This is a genomic window from Microbacterium sp. zg.B48 (assembly GCF_024623505.1).
Lineage (GTDB): Bacteria > Actinomycetota > Actinomycetes > Actinomycetales > Microbacteriaceae > Microbacterium.
Window position 1 is genome coordinate 55,151 of record NZ_JANJFE010000006.1, and the last position, 16,893, is coordinate 72,043.

General features: G+C 69.9%; 17 protein-coding genes. 14 read left to right on the top strand and 3 right to left on the bottom strand.

The window, feature by feature from the left end:
• Positions 1-52 precede the first annotated feature (52 nt).
• The 6 genes from NQ152_RS05455 (at position 53) to NQ152_RS05480 (ending at position 5,567) form a co-directional block, all read left to right on the top strand.
• Positions 53-850: a sugar phosphate isomerase/epimerase gene (locus NQ152_RS05455; protein ID WP_257501201.1), complete on the top strand. Its 798-nt coding sequence runs from the start codon at positions 53-55 to the stop codon at positions 848-850.
• Positions 847-2,382 carry a GMC oxidoreductase gene (locus NQ152_RS05460; RefSeq protein ID WP_257501202.1) on the top strand — a complete coding sequence of 512 codons (1,536 nt, stop codon included), beginning with the start codon at positions 847-849 and terminating at the stop codon, positions 2,380-2,382. The genes NQ152_RS05455 and NQ152_RS05460 overlap by 4 nt, the downstream gene beginning before the upstream one ends.
• A 69-nt stretch (positions 2,383-2,451) precedes the next feature.
• Complete coding sequence (locus tag NQ152_RS05465) at positions 2,452-2,874, top strand: DUF6379 domain-containing protein (protein ID WP_308209109.1); 423 nt, start codon at positions 2,452-2,454, stop codon at positions 2,872-2,874.
• Entirely contained in the window at positions 2,871-3,992 is a 1,122-nt protein-coding gene (locus tag NQ152_RS05470; protein ID WP_257523280.1) for a sugar phosphate isomerase/epimerase, read from the top strand. Before NQ152_RS05465 ends, NQ152_RS05470 begins: the two co-directional genes overlap by 4 nt.
• A 51-nt stretch (positions 3,993-4,043) precedes the next feature.
• A complete protein-coding gene (locus NQ152_RS05475) occupies positions 4,044-5,078 on the top strand; it encodes a sugar phosphate isomerase/epimerase (protein WP_257523281.1) in 1,035 nt (344 codons plus the stop codon).
• Between the two features lie 141 nt (positions 5,079-5,219).
• Complete coding sequence (locus NQ152_RS05480) at positions 5,220-5,567, top strand: DUF6379 domain-containing protein (RefSeq protein WP_374113566.1); 348 nt, start codon at positions 5,220-5,222, stop codon at positions 5,565-5,567.
• Positions 5,568-5,702: 135 nt separating this feature from the next.
• On the opposite strand, the gene NQ152_RS05485 is transcribed toward NQ152_RS05480, so the two are convergent.
• The 3 genes from NQ152_RS05485 to NQ152_RS05495 form a co-directional block, all read right to left on the bottom strand.
• Positions 5,703-6,017 (bottom strand): ThuA domain-containing protein, encoded by a 315-nt coding sequence (locus NQ152_RS05485; protein ID WP_257523282.1) that lies wholly within the window; start codon positions 6,015-6,017, stop codon positions 5,703-5,705.
• Between the two features lie 145 nt (positions 6,018-6,162).
• On the bottom strand, positions 6,163-7,662 hold the full coding sequence (locus NQ152_RS05490) for a hypothetical protein (protein ID WP_257523283.1): 1,500 nt from the start codon (positions 7,660-7,662) through the stop codon (positions 6,163-6,165).
• A gap of 89 nt (positions 7,663-7,751) precedes the next feature.
• Positions 7,752-9,017, bottom strand: a complete 1,266-nt coding sequence (locus tag NQ152_RS05495; protein WP_257501207.1) for an ROK family protein — start codon at positions 9,015-9,017, stop codon at positions 7,752-7,754.
• Between the two features lie 137 nt (positions 9,018-9,154).
• Here NQ152_RS05495 and NQ152_RS05500 point away from each other — a divergent pair, with 137 nt between their 5' ends.
• The 8 genes from NQ152_RS05500 to NQ152_RS05535 all read left to right on the top strand — a co-directional run bounded on the left by NQ152_RS05500 (position 9,155) and on the right by NQ152_RS05535 (position 16,775).
• A complete protein-coding gene (locus NQ152_RS05500; RefSeq protein ID WP_257523284.1) occupies positions 9,155-10,198 on the top strand; it encodes a Gfo/Idh/MocA family protein in 1,044 nt (347 codons plus the stop codon).
• Positions 10,195-10,932 carry a hypothetical protein gene (locus NQ152_RS05505; RefSeq protein ID WP_257523285.1) on the top strand — a complete coding sequence of 246 codons (738 nt, stop codon included), beginning with the start codon at positions 10,195-10,197 and terminating at the stop codon, positions 10,930-10,932. The genes NQ152_RS05500 and NQ152_RS05505 overlap by 4 nt, the downstream gene beginning before the upstream one ends.
• A 112-nt stretch (positions 10,933-11,044) precedes the next feature.
• A complete protein-coding gene (locus tag NQ152_RS05510) occupies positions 11,045-12,064 on the top strand; it encodes a VOC family protein (RefSeq protein ID WP_257501210.1) in 1,020 nt (339 codons plus the stop codon).
• 62 nt (positions 12,065-12,126) lie between these two features.
• Positions 12,127-13,146 carry a fumarylacetoacetate hydrolase family protein gene (locus NQ152_RS05515; protein WP_257523286.1) on the top strand — a complete coding sequence of 340 codons (1,020 nt, stop codon included), beginning with the start codon at positions 12,127-12,129 and terminating at the stop codon, positions 13,144-13,146.
• Positions 13,146-14,135 carry a cyclase family protein gene (locus NQ152_RS05520; protein ID WP_257501212.1) on the top strand — a complete coding sequence of 330 codons (990 nt, stop codon included), beginning with the start codon at positions 13,146-13,148 and terminating at the stop codon, positions 14,133-14,135. The genes NQ152_RS05515 and NQ152_RS05520 overlap by 1 nt, the downstream gene beginning before the upstream one ends.
• A gap of 53 nt (positions 14,136-14,188) precedes the next feature.
• Positions 14,189-15,325 (top strand): FAD-dependent monooxygenase, encoded by a 1,137-nt coding sequence (locus NQ152_RS05525; protein ID WP_257501213.1) that lies wholly within the window; start codon positions 14,189-14,191, stop codon positions 15,323-15,325.
• Positions 15,322-15,807 (top strand): amidohydrolase, encoded by a 486-nt coding sequence (locus NQ152_RS05530; protein ID WP_257501214.1) that lies wholly within the window; start codon positions 15,322-15,324, stop codon positions 15,805-15,807. Before NQ152_RS05525 ends, NQ152_RS05530 begins: the two co-directional genes overlap by 4 nt.
• On the top strand, positions 15,804-16,775 hold the full coding sequence (locus tag NQ152_RS05535) for a fumarylacetoacetate hydrolase family protein (protein ID WP_257501215.1): 972 nt from the start codon (positions 15,804-15,806) through the stop codon (positions 16,773-16,775). Before NQ152_RS05530 ends, NQ152_RS05535 begins: the two co-directional genes overlap by 4 nt.
• Positions 16,776-16,893: the final 118 nt, after the last annotated feature.

Genomic DNA, 16,893 nt, shown 5'->3' on the forward strand with positions numbered 1-16,893 from the left:
ATGCCGCCCGATCCAGACGATCCACCTCACACCGATCCGGAAGACCGCCATCATGACCTATCAGCTCGCACCCAACATCGAACTCCTGTTCACCGAGGCCGGCGACTACCACGACCGCGTCCGCGCGGCCGCAGCCGACGGGTTCACCGCCGTCGAGATGTGGGGGCCCACCGGGGTCGACGCCCCGGCGACCCCGAAAGACCTTCCCGCCGTGAAAGCCGCGCTTGAGGAGACCGGCACTCAGCTGACCGCGCAGCTGTCCGAGCCGCGCACGCAGTTCATGATCCCGCCCTGGGATCACTCCGAGTTCTACCGCAAGCTCGATGAGGGCGTCCAGATCGCACACTTCCTGGGAACTCCGCGGCTGGTGGTCGGGAGCGGAACCGGGTTCGGCGGCTGGAAGCGTCAGATTCAGCTCGACAAGCTGATCGAGATCTACCAGAAGGCCATCGCCCAGATCGATGGATCCGGCGTCACGCTGGTCCTCGAACCCGTCAACGTGCGCGTCGACCATCCGGGTTCGCTCCTGGACCGCACGGCAGAAGCGGTCTACGTGGCGCGCGGCGTGGACTCCCCGAACTTCGGGGTGCTCTATGACATCTACCACTCCGCCGTCGAAGGGGAGGACATCGAGACCGAGCTGACGAACGCGGGCTCGATCATCAAGTACGTCCAGCTGGCGGACGCGCCGGGCCGAGGCGAGCCCGGCACCGGCGACCTGGACTGGCCGACCACGCTGGCCGTGCTCCGTGGCTCGGGCTACGACGGCCCGATCGGACTGGAGTACTACCCGCAGTCCGCCTCCGCGGAGTCGGTCCGCTACATCCGCGACGTGGCGGCCGGCGCATGAGCGCACGCGACTATCCCGACGCCGTGGACGTCGCGATCGTCGGCAGCGGGCCCGCCGGGGCGACCTACGCCCGCATCCTCAGCGAGCGCGCGCCGCAGGCGAGGATCGCGCTGTTCGAGGTCGGCCCGACCGTCACCGACCCTCCGGGCGCGCACGTGAAGAACATCGCCGACCCCGTTGCGCGCGCCGCCGCGCAGACGCGATCGGAGGGTCCGCACGCACAGGAGAGCCCGGATCGCGCCGGCGGCATCGTCAAGACCACGCAGCGCCGCGCGCGTCCGGGCACATTCCTGCTGGAGAGCGGCTACCAGGTCGAGGGCGAGGACGGGCTCCCCGCCGCGGCGATGTCCAGCAATGTCGGTGGGATGGCTGCACACTGGACCGGCGCGTGCCCGCGACCCAATGACAGCGAGCGGATCGCGATCCTGGACGCCGACGGCGGCTTCGATGAGCTGCTCACCGAGGCGGAGCGGCTCCTGGGCGTGACGGCCGACGCGTTCGACAGCTCGCCGTACGCGCCGTTGGTGCGCGGCCGCCTCGCCGCGGCCGAGGATGCCGGCAGGATCGCGCGGACCCGCGTGCAGCGGATGCCGCTCGCGGTGCACCGCCGGGAGGACGGCAACCTCGTGTGGTCGGGCTCGGATGTCGTCTTCGGCGAGGTCACCCGCACCAACCCCCGCTTCACGCTCTTCGACGAGTCGCTCGTCACGCGGGTGCTGGTAGAGGACGGCCGCGCGGCGGGCATCGCCGTCACCGATCTGCGCACGGGCGAGAGCTGTGAAGTCCGCGCGGAATTCGTCGTGGTAGCGGCGGACGCGCTGCGCACGCCGCAGCTGCTGTGGGCATCCGGCGTCCGCCCCGATGCCCTCGGCCGCTACCTCAACGACCAGGTCCAGATCGTGTTCGCCGTGCGGATCCGCGACCTCGAGGCGACCGACGGCGGCGATGGCCCCGCCGCCACGGGGTTGAGCGAGTACAGCGGTGTGACGTGGGTGCCCTTCACCGACGAGATGCCCTTCCACGGGCAGGTGATGCAGCTGGATGCCTCGCCCGTGAAGCTCGCCGAGGACGACCCGGCCGCGCCCGGGTCCATTGTGGGGCTGGGCCTGTTCTGTGCCAAGGACCTGCAGGCGTCGGACCGCATCGAGTTCTCCGACCACGAGGTGGACGGATACGGGATGCCGGCGATGACCGTGCACTATCGACTGACGCCCCGCGACCACGAGGTGATCGCGCGCGGCACGGCGGAGATCGTGCGCCTCGGCGCGGCCGTGGGCGAGCCCTTGGACGAGCGCCCCTTCGTGATGCCCCTCGGCGCCTCTCTGCACTACCAGGGCACCACCCGCCTGGGTGCCGCCGACGACGGTGCCAGCGTCTGCTCGCCCCGGGGTGAGGTGTGGGACGTGCCGGGTCTGTTCGTCGCCGGCAACGGCGTCATCCCCACCGCGACGGCGTGCAACCCGACGCTGACCGGAGTGGCCCTGGCCGTGCACGGTGCGCGTGCGATCGCCGAGGACCTGGCGAGCCGGTGAGACAGGTCTTGCTTATGTCGGAATCCGACAATAGGCTGTGGAAACAATGACAAAGATGTCCGGCCGAACGTGTCGGCCAAGAGCCTGGAGGTTCTCGTGATCCCGGATCGCATCATCGAGCAGGGAACGCTCACGACCACGGGCAGGCGCACCGCGGTCGAGGTGCGCCTGCCCTGGTACCGCGCGCTGCCGGGATCCTGTATCGCCGGGGCGAAGCTGAGCATCGACGGCGTGGAGGCTCCGGCAGAGTCGCTGCGCTGGAGGATGAACGGCCGCGAGTTCGACTTCTCCGAGCTCGCCGACGAGACGGGGGAGTGGTGGTTTCCCACGGACTCCGCCGTGCTCTCGGGGGAACTGCCGGTCTCGCCCGGGCGAGAGCACGAGGTGCGCGTGGATCTCACGCTCTTCATCCCGTACATCATCATCTCGGACACCGAGACGCTTCACATCGAAGAGCACGACATCAAGACCATGAAGGCGGTGGCGGCATGACCGCGGTGGACCGGTACGCCGGAGAACTCGGCACGCCCATCCAGGGCGTCACCCTGTACAGCTTCACGCGCGCCTTCCACGGCCGCGAGTACGACCTCGAAGGCCTCATCCGCAAGGTGGCGGCAGACGGGTACGGACCAGGACTGGAGGTCATCGGGTTCTCCAGTTTCCGCGGGTTCCCGGTGATCGAGGACTCGTTCGCGGGCTGGTTCCGCGACCTGGTCGAAGAGGTGGGGCTGGTGACGACGTCGCTCGCCGTGAACGCCGACATCGGCATCCACCGTGATCGACTGCTCACGCAGGACGAGCTGATCGACTACATGACGCTGCAGATCCAGGCGGCAGCGAAGCTCGGCTTCCCCATCGCGCGGGTGCAGATCTCGATCACCCCGGACTCTATGGGGGCCCTCGCGCCGATCGCCGAGCAGCACGGGGTCACTCTGGCGCTCGAGGTGCACGCCGACCAGTACGCGTCGCATCCGCGCATCCTGGCGCTGCGCGACCGGTTCGCGCAGGTCGGCTCGCCGTTCCTGGGGTTCACCATGGACTGGGGCGCCACCGTCAGCGGCTTCGCGCCCTCCCTGATCGAGGCGTACCGACGCCGCGGCGCTTCCGAAGAGCTGCTCGCGCAGGTCACCGGGCTGTGGGACGAGTTCTACCAGCAGGGGCCGCCGGTCGATCAGGCCGACCACGGTCAGCGGTTCGGCCGCTTCATCGCACTGGCCGCGCAGAATGGCCGCCCCGACCTCGGCATCGACTTCGGCATCAACGGCACCGGCCTGTTCGGCCCGGCCAGGGTGGCGGACTGGCTCGAGATCATGCCCTGGATCCGTCACGTTCACGGAAAGTTCTTCGGCATCGACGAGAACGGCGAAGAACCGTCGGTCCCGGTGCGCGACCTGATCCGGCTGCTCGTGGAGAACGGCTACTCGGGGGCGATCTCCAGCGAGTACGAGGGCTGGCACTGGAACCACTGGCAGAGCCCGTTCGAGATCATCGCCGGCGAGCAGGCCCTACAGCGCTCCGCCGCCGCCGACGCCGGCTCACGCATGATCACGGATGCCGGGGAAGCCCGGAGCCTGCTGCAGACCCACCTCGCCCAGCCGGTCCGCGGCTGACCCTCCCGCACCACCTCCGAACGCACATCGACACTCAGGCCAGGGACAACCATGACTGACGGCATCGCCGGCACCGGGATCAAGCTCGGGATCACCCTCTATTCGCTCACCTCCGAGTTCGCGGCAGGGCTGTACACGCCCGAGACGCTCATCAAGGCGGCCGCCGATCACGGGCTCGGTCCGGGCATCGAGTTCAACATCGCCCAGATGCTGCGCACCTATCCCGATGTGGACGAGGAGTTCGTCCGCATCTGGCGCGACAGCATGGACCGCTACGGACTCGAGCCGAGTGCGATCGGAACCAACCTCGACATGGGGCGCCGCAAGGACCGCGACATGACCCCCGACGAGGAGCACGATTTCCTCGCGCGACAGCTAGAGACCGCGCACACCCTCGGCTTCACGAAGGTCGTCATCCGCTCGCACGGCAAAGAGCTGCTGCGCGGGCTGCTGCCGCTCGCCGAGAAGTACGACCAGAAGCTCGGCTACGAGATCCACGCCCCATCGGGGCCGAACGACCCGCAGGTCCTGCAGATGCGGGAGATGTACGACGAGCTGCAGTCCGACCGCCTCGGCTTCACCGCCGACTTCTCCTCGACGATGCACAGCCTGTCCCCGACGCTGCTGCGGACGCTGCGCCAGATGGGCATGGACGAGAAGCATTTCCCCGTGATGGACGAGATCTGGCATGAGCCGACGCCCATGCACGTGCGCAACCAGAAGTTCGAGGACTACCTCACCGGCGAGGGCGTCGACCCCCTGCAGTTCGGCCCGTTCACCCGGCTGGCGTTCAACATGCACGGGCTGGTGCCGCCTGAGGAGTGGCTCGACATCATGCCGCAGATCTTCCACGTGCACGCCAAGTTCTACGACATCGACGACGACGGGAACGAACCGGCCATGGACATCCCCCGGATCGTCCGCCAGTTCGTCGAGGGCGGCTATCAGGGCTATCTGTCCAGCGAGTGGGAGGGTCATGCGTTCTCCGACCTCGGGGAGTCCGATCCGATCGATCTGGTCAAGAAGCAGCACGCGCTCATGCGGCGCGCGATCGAGGACACCGTCGCCGAGCGTCTGCCGGCCTGAGGCCGCGCCCCGCTGCCCACGACACGTTTCACCGACATCCTTTACTGATCCAGCGCCGAACGAGGACACATCATGGCCACCCACAATTCCCTCTTCTCCGAGCAGGACGTCCATCGCCGCGACGACGGCATCGCCGTCTCCGTGCAGCTGCCCTGGTACCGCAGCCTGTGGCTGTCGGCCGTCGACGACGTCGCGGCCTCGGTCAACGGGATCGCGGTGCCCAGGGACGACCTGCGTTTCGAACTGAACGGCAGGAGCTACCGCATCGACGAGCTGCCCGAGCAGTGGGACACGCTCTGGTTCGTCGCCGACAAGCCCGAGGTGGTCATTCCGCTCGATCATGCGCCCCAGGCGGGTGAGAAGCTGACCGTCGAGGTCGTGCTGACGATGCGGCTGCTGTACATGCAGATCATGCCCGGCGCGGACGGCGGCCCCGGCCGCTACGTCACCAACCGCGTCCCGGTGCAGCGCGAGGTCGTGCTGGCCTGAGCGACCCCGCGCCGGCTGACGGGGGACGCACGTGCCCGAGCGCACGACCTGCCGCCGAGCGCACGGCATCCCCGCGCCACCAGGCCGTGCACTCGGCGCGAACCCGTGTGCTCGCGGCGCAGTGACCGACGCCGCTCAGCGCCCGCGGTTGTAGTACGGCCGGGGGAGGAACCGGCGCTCGCCGCTGCGGTCCGGACCCTCGAGCGCGACCTCGCCCGTGGCGGCCCACTCGACGCCGCGCGGGAACATGCGGATGAACTCGATGCGACGGAACGTGTCGATGTCGTGGCCGATCGTGATGGTGAACGACCGGCCGGCGCCGTACTCGTTGATCCGGGGCTTGTCGATGCCGGCGGTGATCGGGTGGGCCGGTGCGGCGACCTTCAGCAGGGCCTCCGCCCAGGGTCGGGGACGGATGCCGGTCGGCACACTGAGCTTGGCTCCTCGCATGGTGTTGTACTCGTCCCGATAGCCCCAGTCATCCTCCTGGACGGGAAGCGACCGGTGTCCTCCAGCAGCGTGGTGATCCACTGGTTGTGGGCGCGGAAGCTGCGGTGCTCGTTGTCGTGCTCTCGGGTCATGTGACCCGAGAGGATCAGGACGTCGAGGACATCGTCCATGGCTGCTCCTGCTCTCGGGAAGATTCCTTCGTCCGCGCGTGCACCCCGGCGCCGGCGCGCAGAGCGCTCCGCGCGAGTCGGAGGTGCCGCCGCGTCATGTCTGCGGCATCGTCGTCGAGCCACTCGTGGCCGCCCCACTCGCTGCACAGTGTGCCCGCGAAGCCGGTGGCGGCCAGTTCGGTGGCAAGTTCGCTGATCGGCCGCGACACTCGGGCGTCGGCATCCTCCAGGTCCCAGAACTTCAGATGCACGGCGCCGACGAGCGGAAGGATGCCGCGCAGGTCGGCGGCATCCGACCTTCCGAATCGCACGAGCAGGTTCATGAACGCGGTGTGCACCCGTGCGGGCACGCCGCCAGAGCGGAGCACATCGATGACCGCACCGTTGGTCGCAGGGTCCCGCCAGTCGGTGGCGAGTCTCTGCAGCAGCGTCTCGGGCACGCCGCCTGCGCGCAGCAGCGCGAGGTAGCTCGGGGGCAGCGACGGCATCAGCATGCTGATGTCCAGCAGAAGCCGCAGGTGCGGGTCGTCGACGGCGGCGATCGCCTCGATCGCGTCCCGCGCCGCGGTCGAATCCGGTGTCTGCTGACCCTGGATCTCCTCGAACAGCACCAGGTCGAGGTCGTGCAGCAGCGGCAGCAGCCGGCGAAGCAGTGGTTCGCCGGCCTGCCCGATGGGCAGCCGCACGCCCACGGCGCCGACGCGCTGCGCGGCGCGCAGCTGCGGGAGGAGGAAGGCGAGGCGCTCGGCGTCGGTGCGCCGCTGCGTCGGGCTGAACCAGTCGTCCAGGCTCGCGCCGACGATGCTCACGCGTGCCCCGACCGCGTCGAGCCCGGCGCGCAGCGCGTCGGCGTCGGTATCCGAGGCCGTGGGGAACGATCGCCACAACTGGCCAGGCTCGAGCTCGATCACCGATGCCACGCCGTCCGCGACGATGCCCAGGGCGATGTCGTGCGCGGCGCGCTCAGCGCGGATCACCTCGGGGGTCCAGTTGAACGCGGATGCCGCGAGCGTCCAGTTCGCGGGCAGCGGGTCGTGGTCGTGTGCGGTCTCGGTTGCGACGCGCTCCTGGAGCGTCACTGCCGCGCGCACCGGTGTCGCGGCATCCAGGGTGAGAGAGCGTCCGATCTGGAACGGCAGCGTGAGCGGTCCGTCCGGTCCGGTCTGCAGATACGGGATGACCAGGCAGAAGGACACCTCGACCTCGTGCGCGCCGGGCGCGAGGTCCGCAGGCCCGCGCAGGGCGAGACGGTCCTGGAGGAACCACCACCCGGTCTGGTCGGGGAGTGCGGTGGACGCGACGCGGCGCCCCCCGCACTCGACGAGCAGCGGCTGGACCTGGTGGCCGTCGATCGACAGGGCGAGGCCGGCGAGGGAGGCGATCGGGAGCGAGCGGATCCAGGGAAGGCCGAGGAGGAGGACGAAACCGTCGTCGGTCGATCGCAGGGCGTCATCGCGCAGGGCGGAGAGGGTCATCGCGGGCACGTCCTCGTGTCTCGTTCACCGGACGGACGACCGGCTTAGGACGACAACCTACCCTCTTTTGTCGAAAAAGAGAAGAAGTATCAGGCGCCCGCGCGGACCCCCGCGACCGTCGGGCGGCCATCGGCGAACCAGCGCGGGAAGGTGACATCGAACAGCTGCTCGCGCACCATCTCGGCGCCGCCGCGCAAGGGCTCACGCACGTCGTTCTGCGACTGCACGATGTTCAGGTCTCGGGTCGCGAGGGGAAGTGACAGCTCGTACACCCGCTGGCGCACCTCGGCGAGGAAGACCTCGCCGGCTCCCACGACCGCGCCGCCGATCACGATCGTCCCGGGGTTGAACATGTTCACCAGCGCCGCGATGGACTCGCCCACCACGCGCGCACAGCGCTGGATCAGCGAGATCGCGAGCGCGTCGCCGTCCTCGGCTGCACGCGCGATCGCCTCCGGGGTGAGCGGCTCGCCCTCCCGCGTGCGCTGCGCGAGCGCGCCGGTTGCGCCATCGGCGATCGCGACCTCCGCGTCGCGCACGAGCGCCCAGCCTCCGGCGACAGCCTCCAGGCAGCCGATCTTGCCGCACCGGCACAGCGCATCCGATCCGGCGACGCGGACGTGCCCGATGTCGCCGGCTGCCCCGTTGGCACCCCGGTGGATGCGGCCCTGCGAGAGCAGACCGGCGCCGATTCCGGAGCCGACCTTGCAGTAGATCAGGTTCACGTGCTCGTCGGGCCGCCGCGTCCGCTCGTTGAGCGCGAGCAGGTTCACGTCGTTGTCGACCCAGACCGGCGCGTCGTAGCGCTGCTCGAACCGGCGGCGGATGTCGAAGCCGTTCCAGCCCGGCATGATCGGCGGTGCGACGGGCCGCCCGGAGGCGAAGTCCACCGGACCGGGGATGCCGACCGAGATGCCCCAAATCGGAACATCGGGCGTGCGGGCGAGGACCTCGTCGATCATGGCCATCGCGGTGTCCAGCGTCTCGGCGGGCCCGCGCGAGATGTCCCACGCCCGGTGCGTCTCTTCGAGGATGTCGCCCTCGAGCATCGCGACGCCGACGTGGATGTGCAGCGCACCGAGCGCGCACACGATGATCCGGCCGCGACCGCTGCGGAACCGCAGCGTGCGCGGCGCCCGACCGCCCGAGGAGGGGCCGAACTCGCCGTCCTCGAGGTAGCCGATGCCGATCGCCTGCTCCACGCGCTGCGTCACGACGCCGCGACCGAGCCCGGTCACGCGTCCGATCTCGGGTCGGGTTGCCGCGTCGCCCGCGCGCACCATGTTGACGATGCGCAGCAGGCTCGTCACCTCGTCGGTCTGAGCGCCGAAACGCAGGGTGGACTCTGTCGCCATGGTGCGATTTTCGCACAACATCGTTGGTCTTCAGACCATATTGCAGGCGCTATAGTCAGGTTCCGAACGGCTTATGTACACTTCATGCAAAAGCGTGAGGGACCGCATGGGGCTCGCGTTGTCACGAAGGGACCACCATGTCGCACGGTGTCGGGATCGTCGGAGCCGGCCCCGGCGCGGCCGCGCTGCACCTGCCCACGATCGCCCGCATGCCCGAGGACTTCTCCGTCGTGCACATCTCGGATGCCGGCAGCGGTCGCGCCGAGCAGCTCGCGTCTCCGATCGGCGCTCGCTGGTCTGCGGGGACCGAGGAGCTGCTGGCCGATCCCCGGGTGTCGGTCGTGGTGCTGTGCAGTCCGCCCGCCGAGCACGCGGCGCAGATCCTGGCGAGTGTGGCGGCCGGAAAGCCCGCCGTGCTGTGCGAGAAGCCCCTCGCGACGACCCCGGACGATGCCGCGACGGTGATCGCCGCGTGCCGCGAGGCGGGAACGGCTCTGCTGATCGGCACCAACCACCTGTACGACCCGGCGTGGGGCCGGGCGAAGCACCATCTCCTCGCCGGTGGTCGCCCGGTTCGAGCCGTCTCCGTGACCTTGGCGCTGCCGCCCAACGGCCGCTACCACGACGTGGTCACGAACGCCTCGGCGCCCGCCTCGGTCCCGGCCCGTGGCGCCCCCGACCTGTCTGAGGCCGGCGTCGCGGCATCCGTCGTGCGCGCGCTGATCACGGGCCTGGCGGTGCACGATCTACCGATACTGCGCGATCTCGCCCCCGTGTTCGAGAGGGTCGTCTTCGCGCGCGCGATCGCTCCGATCGGCTACGCCGTCGGCTACCGTGCGTCGGGCATCCCCGTGCGACTCACGACGGTCATGCTGCCGTCGGGCGCTGACGCGGTGTGGCGCCTGGACATCACCACCGATACCGACCTGGTGGAGGTGTCGTTCCCGCCCGCCTTCGTCCACGCCGGCAGCGCGACGGTGCGGGTGACGGCGCCGTCCGGCAGGGTGACGACCTATCCGCCCGCCGGCCCCGACGGGTACGTGGCCGAGTGGGGCGCGCTCGCCGACCTGCTGAACGGCACGAGCGTCGTCGAGTACGACGAGCTGCTCGATGACTCTCGCTATGCACTGACGCTGGCCGAGGCGGCGGCCGCGCGCATCCGCTCCGGAGGTGGACCATGATCGGCGTCCTCGCGCCCGCAGGGGCGTATCGGGTGGCGCTGGCCGAACTCCCACGGCGGACACGACTGGTCGACCGCGCGGACGGGGCGGTGGTGGTGCTGCCCGGGGACCCGGGGTGGGTCGAGGCCGGACTCGCGGCGACCGCTGCGGGGGCGCGCGCTCTGGTGGTCGCCGACCCCGCGTTCGCTCCGGCGGCGGACATCCGTCTGCTCGTGAGCGCCGGCATCCCCGTGGTGGTCGAGCGCCCCCTGCTGCGGGCCGATGCAGCAGGCGACGCCCGAGATGCCGGATCCGACCCGCCCCGCACGGTCGTCGCCGACGGGGCCGCGCCGGCGGCGCAGCTGCGCTGCCTGCTGCGGGACGCGATGGGATGGCTGCGGGTGCTGAGCGGGGCGCCCCTCCGGCTCGCCGCGGCCGACGGCGCGTTGGCGCTGCTGGAGACCAGTGCCGGGATCACCGCATCGCTCACGGTTGTGGGCTCCGCCGGCGCGAGGAGGTGGATCCGCGCGCACGCCCTGGCGGAAGCGGCCACCGAGGTGCAGGTGGTGGACGGGCGGACAACGGTGGCCAGGATCACCGATGCGGGGCGGCTGATCGCCCCCGCGCGATTCGAATCGTCCGAGCGCCTCGCCGTGCGGCGCGCGCTGGACGCGCTGGATCACCACCGGCGGCCGGCCGACCTCGACGAACTCGTGGCGGACACCGCTCTGGCCGACCGGATCGCAGCGCGCTGACATAGATGTCGGTGATTCTGGTCATAGGCGATATGGGATTCCCTGATATGCCCGGCGGAGGCGAAAGTGGTTCCGGAACCACCCGCACGCGTTTACTCCGAAGGGATCGAAGATGATCAAGCTGCTCTCCCACCTCTCCTATGTCGAGATCACGGCGGCCGATGTCGAGGTCTCCGTCGACTTCTACGTCAACCAGGTCGGGCTCACCGAGGTCGACCGGATCGACGGCAAGGTGTATCTGCGCTGCTGGGGGGACTATTACAAGTACTCCGTCGTGGTCGCACCGGGCGACGGGCCGTCGCTGGTGACGGCGGCATGGCGCACGACCAGCCCCGAGGCGTTGGAGGAGGCGGCCAAGCGCGTTCAGGCGGCAGGCATCGAGGGCGAGTGGTTCGAGGGACCGGCAATCGGCCGCGCCTACCGCTTCACCGGCCCGTGGGGCCACACCCTCACGCTGCACTGGGACGTGGAGCGCGTCCACGTCACCGACGGGTCGAACGCCTCGATCTATCCCGACCGCCCCACCCGGCGCAGCAAGGTCGCAGGAGCCCCGCGCCAGCTGGACCACGTCACGATCGCGACCAGCGATGTCGACGCGTTCGCGGCCTGGTACAGCGAGGTGCTGGGCTTCCGCGTGATGGCCAGGACGGTCCTGGATGAGGCCCCCGTCTCGGTGTTCTCGGTGCTGACCACTAACGAGAAGTCCCACGACCTCGGTGTCGTGCGGGACGGATCGACCCGCGCCGGGCGCATCAACCACTACGCGTTCTGGGTCGACACCCGCGAAGAGCTTCTCATCGCCGCAGACGTCCTGATGGAGAACGGCTATCCCATCGAGTACGGCCCGTCCATCCACGGCATCGGCGAGCAGAACTTCCTCTACTACCGGGAACCCTCCGGCTTGCGCATCGAGCTGAACACCGGCGGCTACCGCAACTACGTGCCGGACTGGGAACCGAACACCTGGCGCCCGTCCCAGGGATCGAACAACTTCTACCGCAACGGGGCCATGCCGATGTCCATGACAGAGTCCTTCCCCGCCGCGGACGGCCCGAGTGCGACGGAGGAGGGGGTGCCGGACGAGATCAAGGCGGCGCTGTTCAACCCCTACGCCAAGCACGGTCAGGGCTGACAGACTTCGTGGGCGGCGCGCCGTGAATGCCGGGCCGCCCACGAGCCACCACTCGCACGACGATGAGCGATGAACGGAACCACACGATGACGACGACCGACCGACTCCACGCCCCGTTCGCGCTCGCCCGCTTCCGAGACGCCGACGGTGTCGCCCTCGGTCTGGTCGCCGGTGACCGCATCCGTCGCCTCACCGCCGTTGAGCTCGGCGCCGCCGACCTCAACGCGTTCCTCGCCGAGCCGGACTGGGACCGCCTGAGTGCGCTGGCATCATCGGACGGATCCTGGATGCCGGTGGCCGAGGTGGTCCTGACCGCTCCGGTCGAGCCGCGCCAGGTGCTCCAGGCGGGTGCGAACTACCGCCAGCACGTGATCGAACTGGTGGCCGCGGGCCTCACCCAGAACAGCGATCGTACGCCGGAGCAGGCGCGCGAGTTCGCCGCCACCATGATGGACGAGCGGGCCGCCGGGGGCGAGCCGTACTTCTTCATCGGCCTGCCGGCCTGCGTCGTCGGGGACGACGTGCCGCTGGTGCTTCCGGCGTACAGCGATCAGCACGATTGGGAGCTCGAGCTGGCAGTGGTGATCGGTCGCGAGGCGTTCCGGGTCTCGCGGGAGGAGGCGCTGGATCACGTCGCCGGCTACACGATCGTCAACGACATCACCACGCGCGACCTCGTCTTCCGCAAGGACATGAAGGAGATCGGCACGGACTGGTACCGGTCCAAGAACGCCCCGGGGTTCCTTCCGACCGGACCGTTCCTGGTGCCCGCGCCGTTCGTGCGCGCCGGCGAGGTGAACCTGCGCCTCGAGCTGAACGGGCAGGTCATGCAGGACGGCTCCACCAGCGACCTGCTCTTCGACATCCCCGCCCTCATCTCGGGAGCGTCGCAGACGATGCCGCTGCTGCCCGGCGACATCCTGCTGACCGGCAGTCCGGCCGGCAACGGTCAGCACTGGAGGCGGTTCCTGCGCGACGGCGACGTCATGACCGGCAGCATCGAGGGCCTCGGCACGCAGGTCGTGCGGTGCGTCGCCCCTCGATCGGGCGCCGGCGCGTCCACCCGGGAAACGAGCCTGTGATGACGCCGTCCGACGACCCTGCCGACCTCGACCGCACGAATCCCGAGGCCGAGATCGCCGCGCGCGCCGAGGCGTACCGCAACTGGGGGAGATGGGGACCAGACGACGTGCTCGGCACCCTCAATCTGATCGACTCCGCCAAGCGGATCGAGGCGGCCGCGCTCGTGCGTGAGGGTGCGGTCGTCTCGCTGTCGCAGTCCTTCGACACGAACGGGCCGCAGAAGGGGTGGCGCCGCCGGACCAATCCGGTGCACACGATGACCGACACCGGCGTCGACGCCGAACGCGGCAACCAGGGTTTCCCGCACGGCATCGGCGGAGCGGACGACGTCATCTCCATGCCCCTGCAGTGCTCCACGCAGTGGGACGGCCTCGGCCACATCTTCGATCACGGCATGGCCTGGAACGGTCGCCGGGCCGGCGACGTGGTCACCAGCGAGGGGGACCTCGTCACGGGCATCGAGCACGCGGCATCCGTCATCGTCTCGCGCGGAGTGCTGCTCGACGTCGGCCGCCACCTGCAGCCCGAGACCGGCGAACTGCCCGACGGCTACGCGATCACCACGGCGGACCTCGACGCGACCGCGCGGGCCGAGGGCGTGACGATCGGCCGCGGCGACATCGTCCTGGTCCGCACCGGTCAGCTCGCCCGCGCACGCCGCGACGGCTGGGGCGACTACGCCGGCGGGCCCGCGCCCGGGCTCTCGCTCACGACCGCCGGGTGGCTGCACCGCACCGAGATCGCGGCGATCGCCACCGACACGTGGGGTTTCGAGGTGCGTCCCAACGAGTTCGACGTGCCCGCGTTCCAGCCCCTTCACCAGGTGGTGATCCCGAACATCGGCTTGACCATCGGCGAGATGTGGGACCTCGAGGCGCTCGCCGAGGCGTGTGCCGCCTCGGGGCGGTACGACTTCCTCCTCTCCGCGCCGCCCCTGCCGATCACCGGCGCGGTCGGATCACCCATCAACCCCGTCGCGATCCTGTAGGTCGCGACCTCACCCGAAGATCAGCACCGTACGAGAACAGAGAGGTTCCCGACATGACCGCAGTGAAGAAGGCCGCCATCGCCGGAGGCGGCGTCGCGGGGCTGGCCGCAGCCATCCAGCTCGCGAAGGCCGGCATCGCCGTCGACGTGTTCGAAGCCAAGCCCGAGCTGAGCGCGCTGGGGTCCGGCATCTCGCTGCAGGGCAACGCCCTGCGCGTATTCGACGCGATCGGCGTATGGGAGGACATCCGTGCGGCGGGCTACGCGTTCGAGGGTCTGAACCTGCGCGCCCCCGGCCCCGGAGCACCCATCGTCGCAGCCCTGCCCGACGTGAAGACGGGCGGGCCGGATTACCCGTCGGCGATGGGGATGCCGCGCGCCGACCTCGCTCGGATCCTGCTCGAGCACGCGCAGCGGGCCGGCGCGGGGGTGCACTTCGGCCGGAGGATCACCGGCGTCGACGATCGGGCGGACGGCGCGGTCGAGGTGTTCGTCGACGACGAGTCGGCGGGTCACTACGACCTGCTGATCGGCGCCGACGGCCTGCACTCCACCGTGCGGGACCTGATGGGCATCGACACGAAACCGCAGCCCACCGGCATGGGGATCTGGCGCACGTTCGTCTCCCGTCCGGCCGAGGTGGAGCGCAGCGAGCTGTACTACGGCGGTCCGGTCTACATCGCCGGGTACACGCCGACGGGTCAGGACAGCATGTACGCGTTCCTGGTGGAGAAGGCGCAGGACCGGTTCGGCACCTCCGACGAGGATGCCACCCGCATCATGCTCGAGGAATCCCGCGCCTATGACGGACCGTGGAACTCGATCCGCGCGGACCTCGCAGACGGCGCGCACGCGAACTACACCTGGTTCACGCAGCACATCCTGGACGCTTCGTGGAACCGTGGCCGCGTCGTGGTGATCGGGGATGCCGCGCACAGCTGCCCCCCGACCATCGCGCAGGGTGCCGCACAGGGGCTGGAGGATGCGTTCGTCCTGGCCGAGCTGCTCACCCAGCGGGATGCCGTCGACCAGGAGCTCTGGGACCAGTTCCATGCCCGACGCCTCCCGCGTGCGAAGGCGGTGGTGGAGGCATCCGTACAGCTCGGCCAGTGGCAGATCGACGGCAACCGGGACGCGGACGCCGGCGGACTGATCTTCGGGATCGCTCAGAAGATGGCGGAGCCGGTATGACGGAGGCGATCGACTCCGTCGCCGTCACCGATGTGCACGCTCACGTGCTGCTGCCCGCCCTCCACGAGGAGGTGCAGCGGCGCGCCGCCGACGGAGTGCGCGCGGCGGCGGAGCTGGAGCTGCTGCGCAACGGTGCCGAGAGCCTCGCCGTCTCCGGGCCGATGGTGGGCGCGCGGATCCCGAAGCTCACGGATGTGCGGGTGCGGCTGGCCGACATGGACGCGCAGGGTGTCCAGCGGCAGTGGGCCAGCTACCTGCGCAGGATCTGGTTCGACACCGTCGTGCACGACCCGCACGACCTGCGCACGCTGGTCGAGGTGGCCGGCGGATCCCAGGTCCTGCTCGGCAGCGACTACCCGTTCGATATGGGACTGGATGACCCGGTCACGTTCGTGCGGGGCGCCGGGCTGCCGGCAGAACTGGCCGCACGCATCCTGGGCGGCAACGCCCAGACGCTCCTGAAAGCGCTGGTGCACGCATGAGGGTCGCGCGCTGGGTCGCGGACGGTGCGATCGGCGAGGGATTCGTGATCGATGAGCGGGTGGTGCCGTTCCCGCACGGGCTGACCGTCGCCGACGTTCTGACTCGGGGAGTCCTCGCCGCGCAGGCGCTGGTCCTGCGCGCGGACCACTCGGCCGGTCAGCGCCTCGACGACGTCCGGCTGCTCGCGCCGCTGGTGCCGGCGGCCATCCGCGACTTCGTCGCGTTCGAGGAGCACGTCGAGGGGGTGAGCGCGGGAGTCGAGGGAACAAGCCACGTCGCCGAGGAATGGTACGACGCCCCCACGTTCTACTTCACGAATCCGCACACCGTCCTGGGGCCCGGCGAGGCGGTGCGCCCGCCGGTCACCGAGCGACTGGACTTCGAGCTGGAGCTCGCCGTCGTCGTCGGCGGCGTGCCCGGATCGGACGGGTCGAACCTGACACCGGATGCCGCGGCATCCCACATCTTCGGCTACACGATCATGAACGACTGGTCCGCGCGGGACCTGCAGGCCCGCGAGATGAAGGTGCGCCTCGGGCCCGCGAAAGGCAAGGACTTCGGCACCTCGCTCGGTCCATGGATCGTCAGCGCCGATGAGCTGGCCCCCTTCCTCGACGAGGACGGGTTCCTCGCGGTGCGCGCCGAGGTGTACGTGAACGACGCACTGATCGGCGCGGATCTGGTCTCGAACATGGGCTGGCCGTTCCCCGAACTGGTGGCCTATGCCGCGCGCAACTCGAAGGTCGTCGCGGGAGATGTGCTCGGGTCGGGGACCGTCGGCAACGGCGGGTGCCTCGGCGAGCTGTGGGGGCGTGCCGGCGCGCTGATCCCGCCGCCGCTGCGCGAAGGCGATGAGGTGCGCATGGTGGTCGAGGGGATCGGTGAGCTGATCGGGTCCGTAGGTTCGCCCGTCCGCGTTCCCGCGGTGTCGCCGGCCCGACCGCGGTCGCGGATGCGATCCCGCTGACTTATGTTGCTTTTGCGCTAAAGCGCGTTTAGGATTGACATGACGTCGGGATCCCCCGGATCCGTTCCCTCGCGTGACGTCGCGCGGGGGGCACACACCGTCGCGTCGACGGCCCGAT

Coding starts and splice junctions, on each gene's coding strand:
- NQ152_RS05455 (WP_257501201.1), top strand. CDS start 53: ATGACCTATCAGCTCGCACCCAACATCGAACTCCTGTTCACCGAGGCC.
- NQ152_RS05460 (WP_257501202.1), top strand. CDS start 847: ATGAGCGCACGCGACTATCCCGACGCCGTGGACGTCGCGATCGTCGGC.
- NQ152_RS05470 (WP_257523280.1), top strand. CDS start 2,871: ATGACCGCGGTGGACCGGTACGCCGGAGAACTCGGCACGCCCATCCAG.
- NQ152_RS05475 (WP_257523281.1), top strand. CDS start 4,044: ATGACTGACGGCATCGCCGGCACCGGGATCAAGCTCGGGATCACCCTC.
- NQ152_RS05485 (WP_257523282.1), bottom strand. CDS start 6,017: ATGCGAGGAGCCAAGCTCAGTGTGCCGACCGGCATCCGTCCCCGACCC.
- NQ152_RS05490 (WP_257523283.1), bottom strand. CDS start 7,662: ATGACCCTCTCCGCCCTGCGCGATGACGCCCTGCGATCGACCGACGAC.
- NQ152_RS05495 (WP_257501207.1), bottom strand. CDS start 9,017: ATGGCGACAGAGTCCACCCTGCGTTTCGGCGCTCAGACCGACGAGGTG.
- NQ152_RS05500 (WP_257523284.1), top strand. CDS start 9,155: ATGTCGCACGGTGTCGGGATCGTCGGAGCCGGCCCCGGCGCGGCCGCG.
- NQ152_RS05505 (WP_257523285.1), top strand. CDS start 10,195: ATGATCGGCGTCCTCGCGCCCGCAGGGGCGTATCGGGTGGCGCTGGCC.
- NQ152_RS05510 (WP_257501210.1), top strand. CDS start 11,045: ATGATCAAGCTGCTCTCCCACCTCTCCTATGTCGAGATCACGGCGGCC.
- NQ152_RS05515 (WP_257523286.1), top strand. CDS start 12,127: ATGAGCGATGAACGGAACCACACGATGACGACGACCGACCGACTCCAC.
- NQ152_RS05520 (WP_257501212.1), top strand. CDS start 13,146: ATGACGCCGTCCGACGACCCTGCCGACCTCGACCGCACGAATCCCGAG.
- NQ152_RS05525 (WP_257501213.1), top strand. CDS start 14,189: ATGACCGCAGTGAAGAAGGCCGCCATCGCCGGAGGCGGCGTCGCGGGG.
- NQ152_RS05530 (WP_257501214.1), top strand. CDS start 15,322: ATGACGGAGGCGATCGACTCCGTCGCCGTCACCGATGTGCACGCTCAC.
- NQ152_RS05535 (WP_257501215.1), top strand. CDS start 15,804: ATGAGGGTCGCGCGCTGGGTCGCGGACGGTGCGATCGGCGAGGGATTC.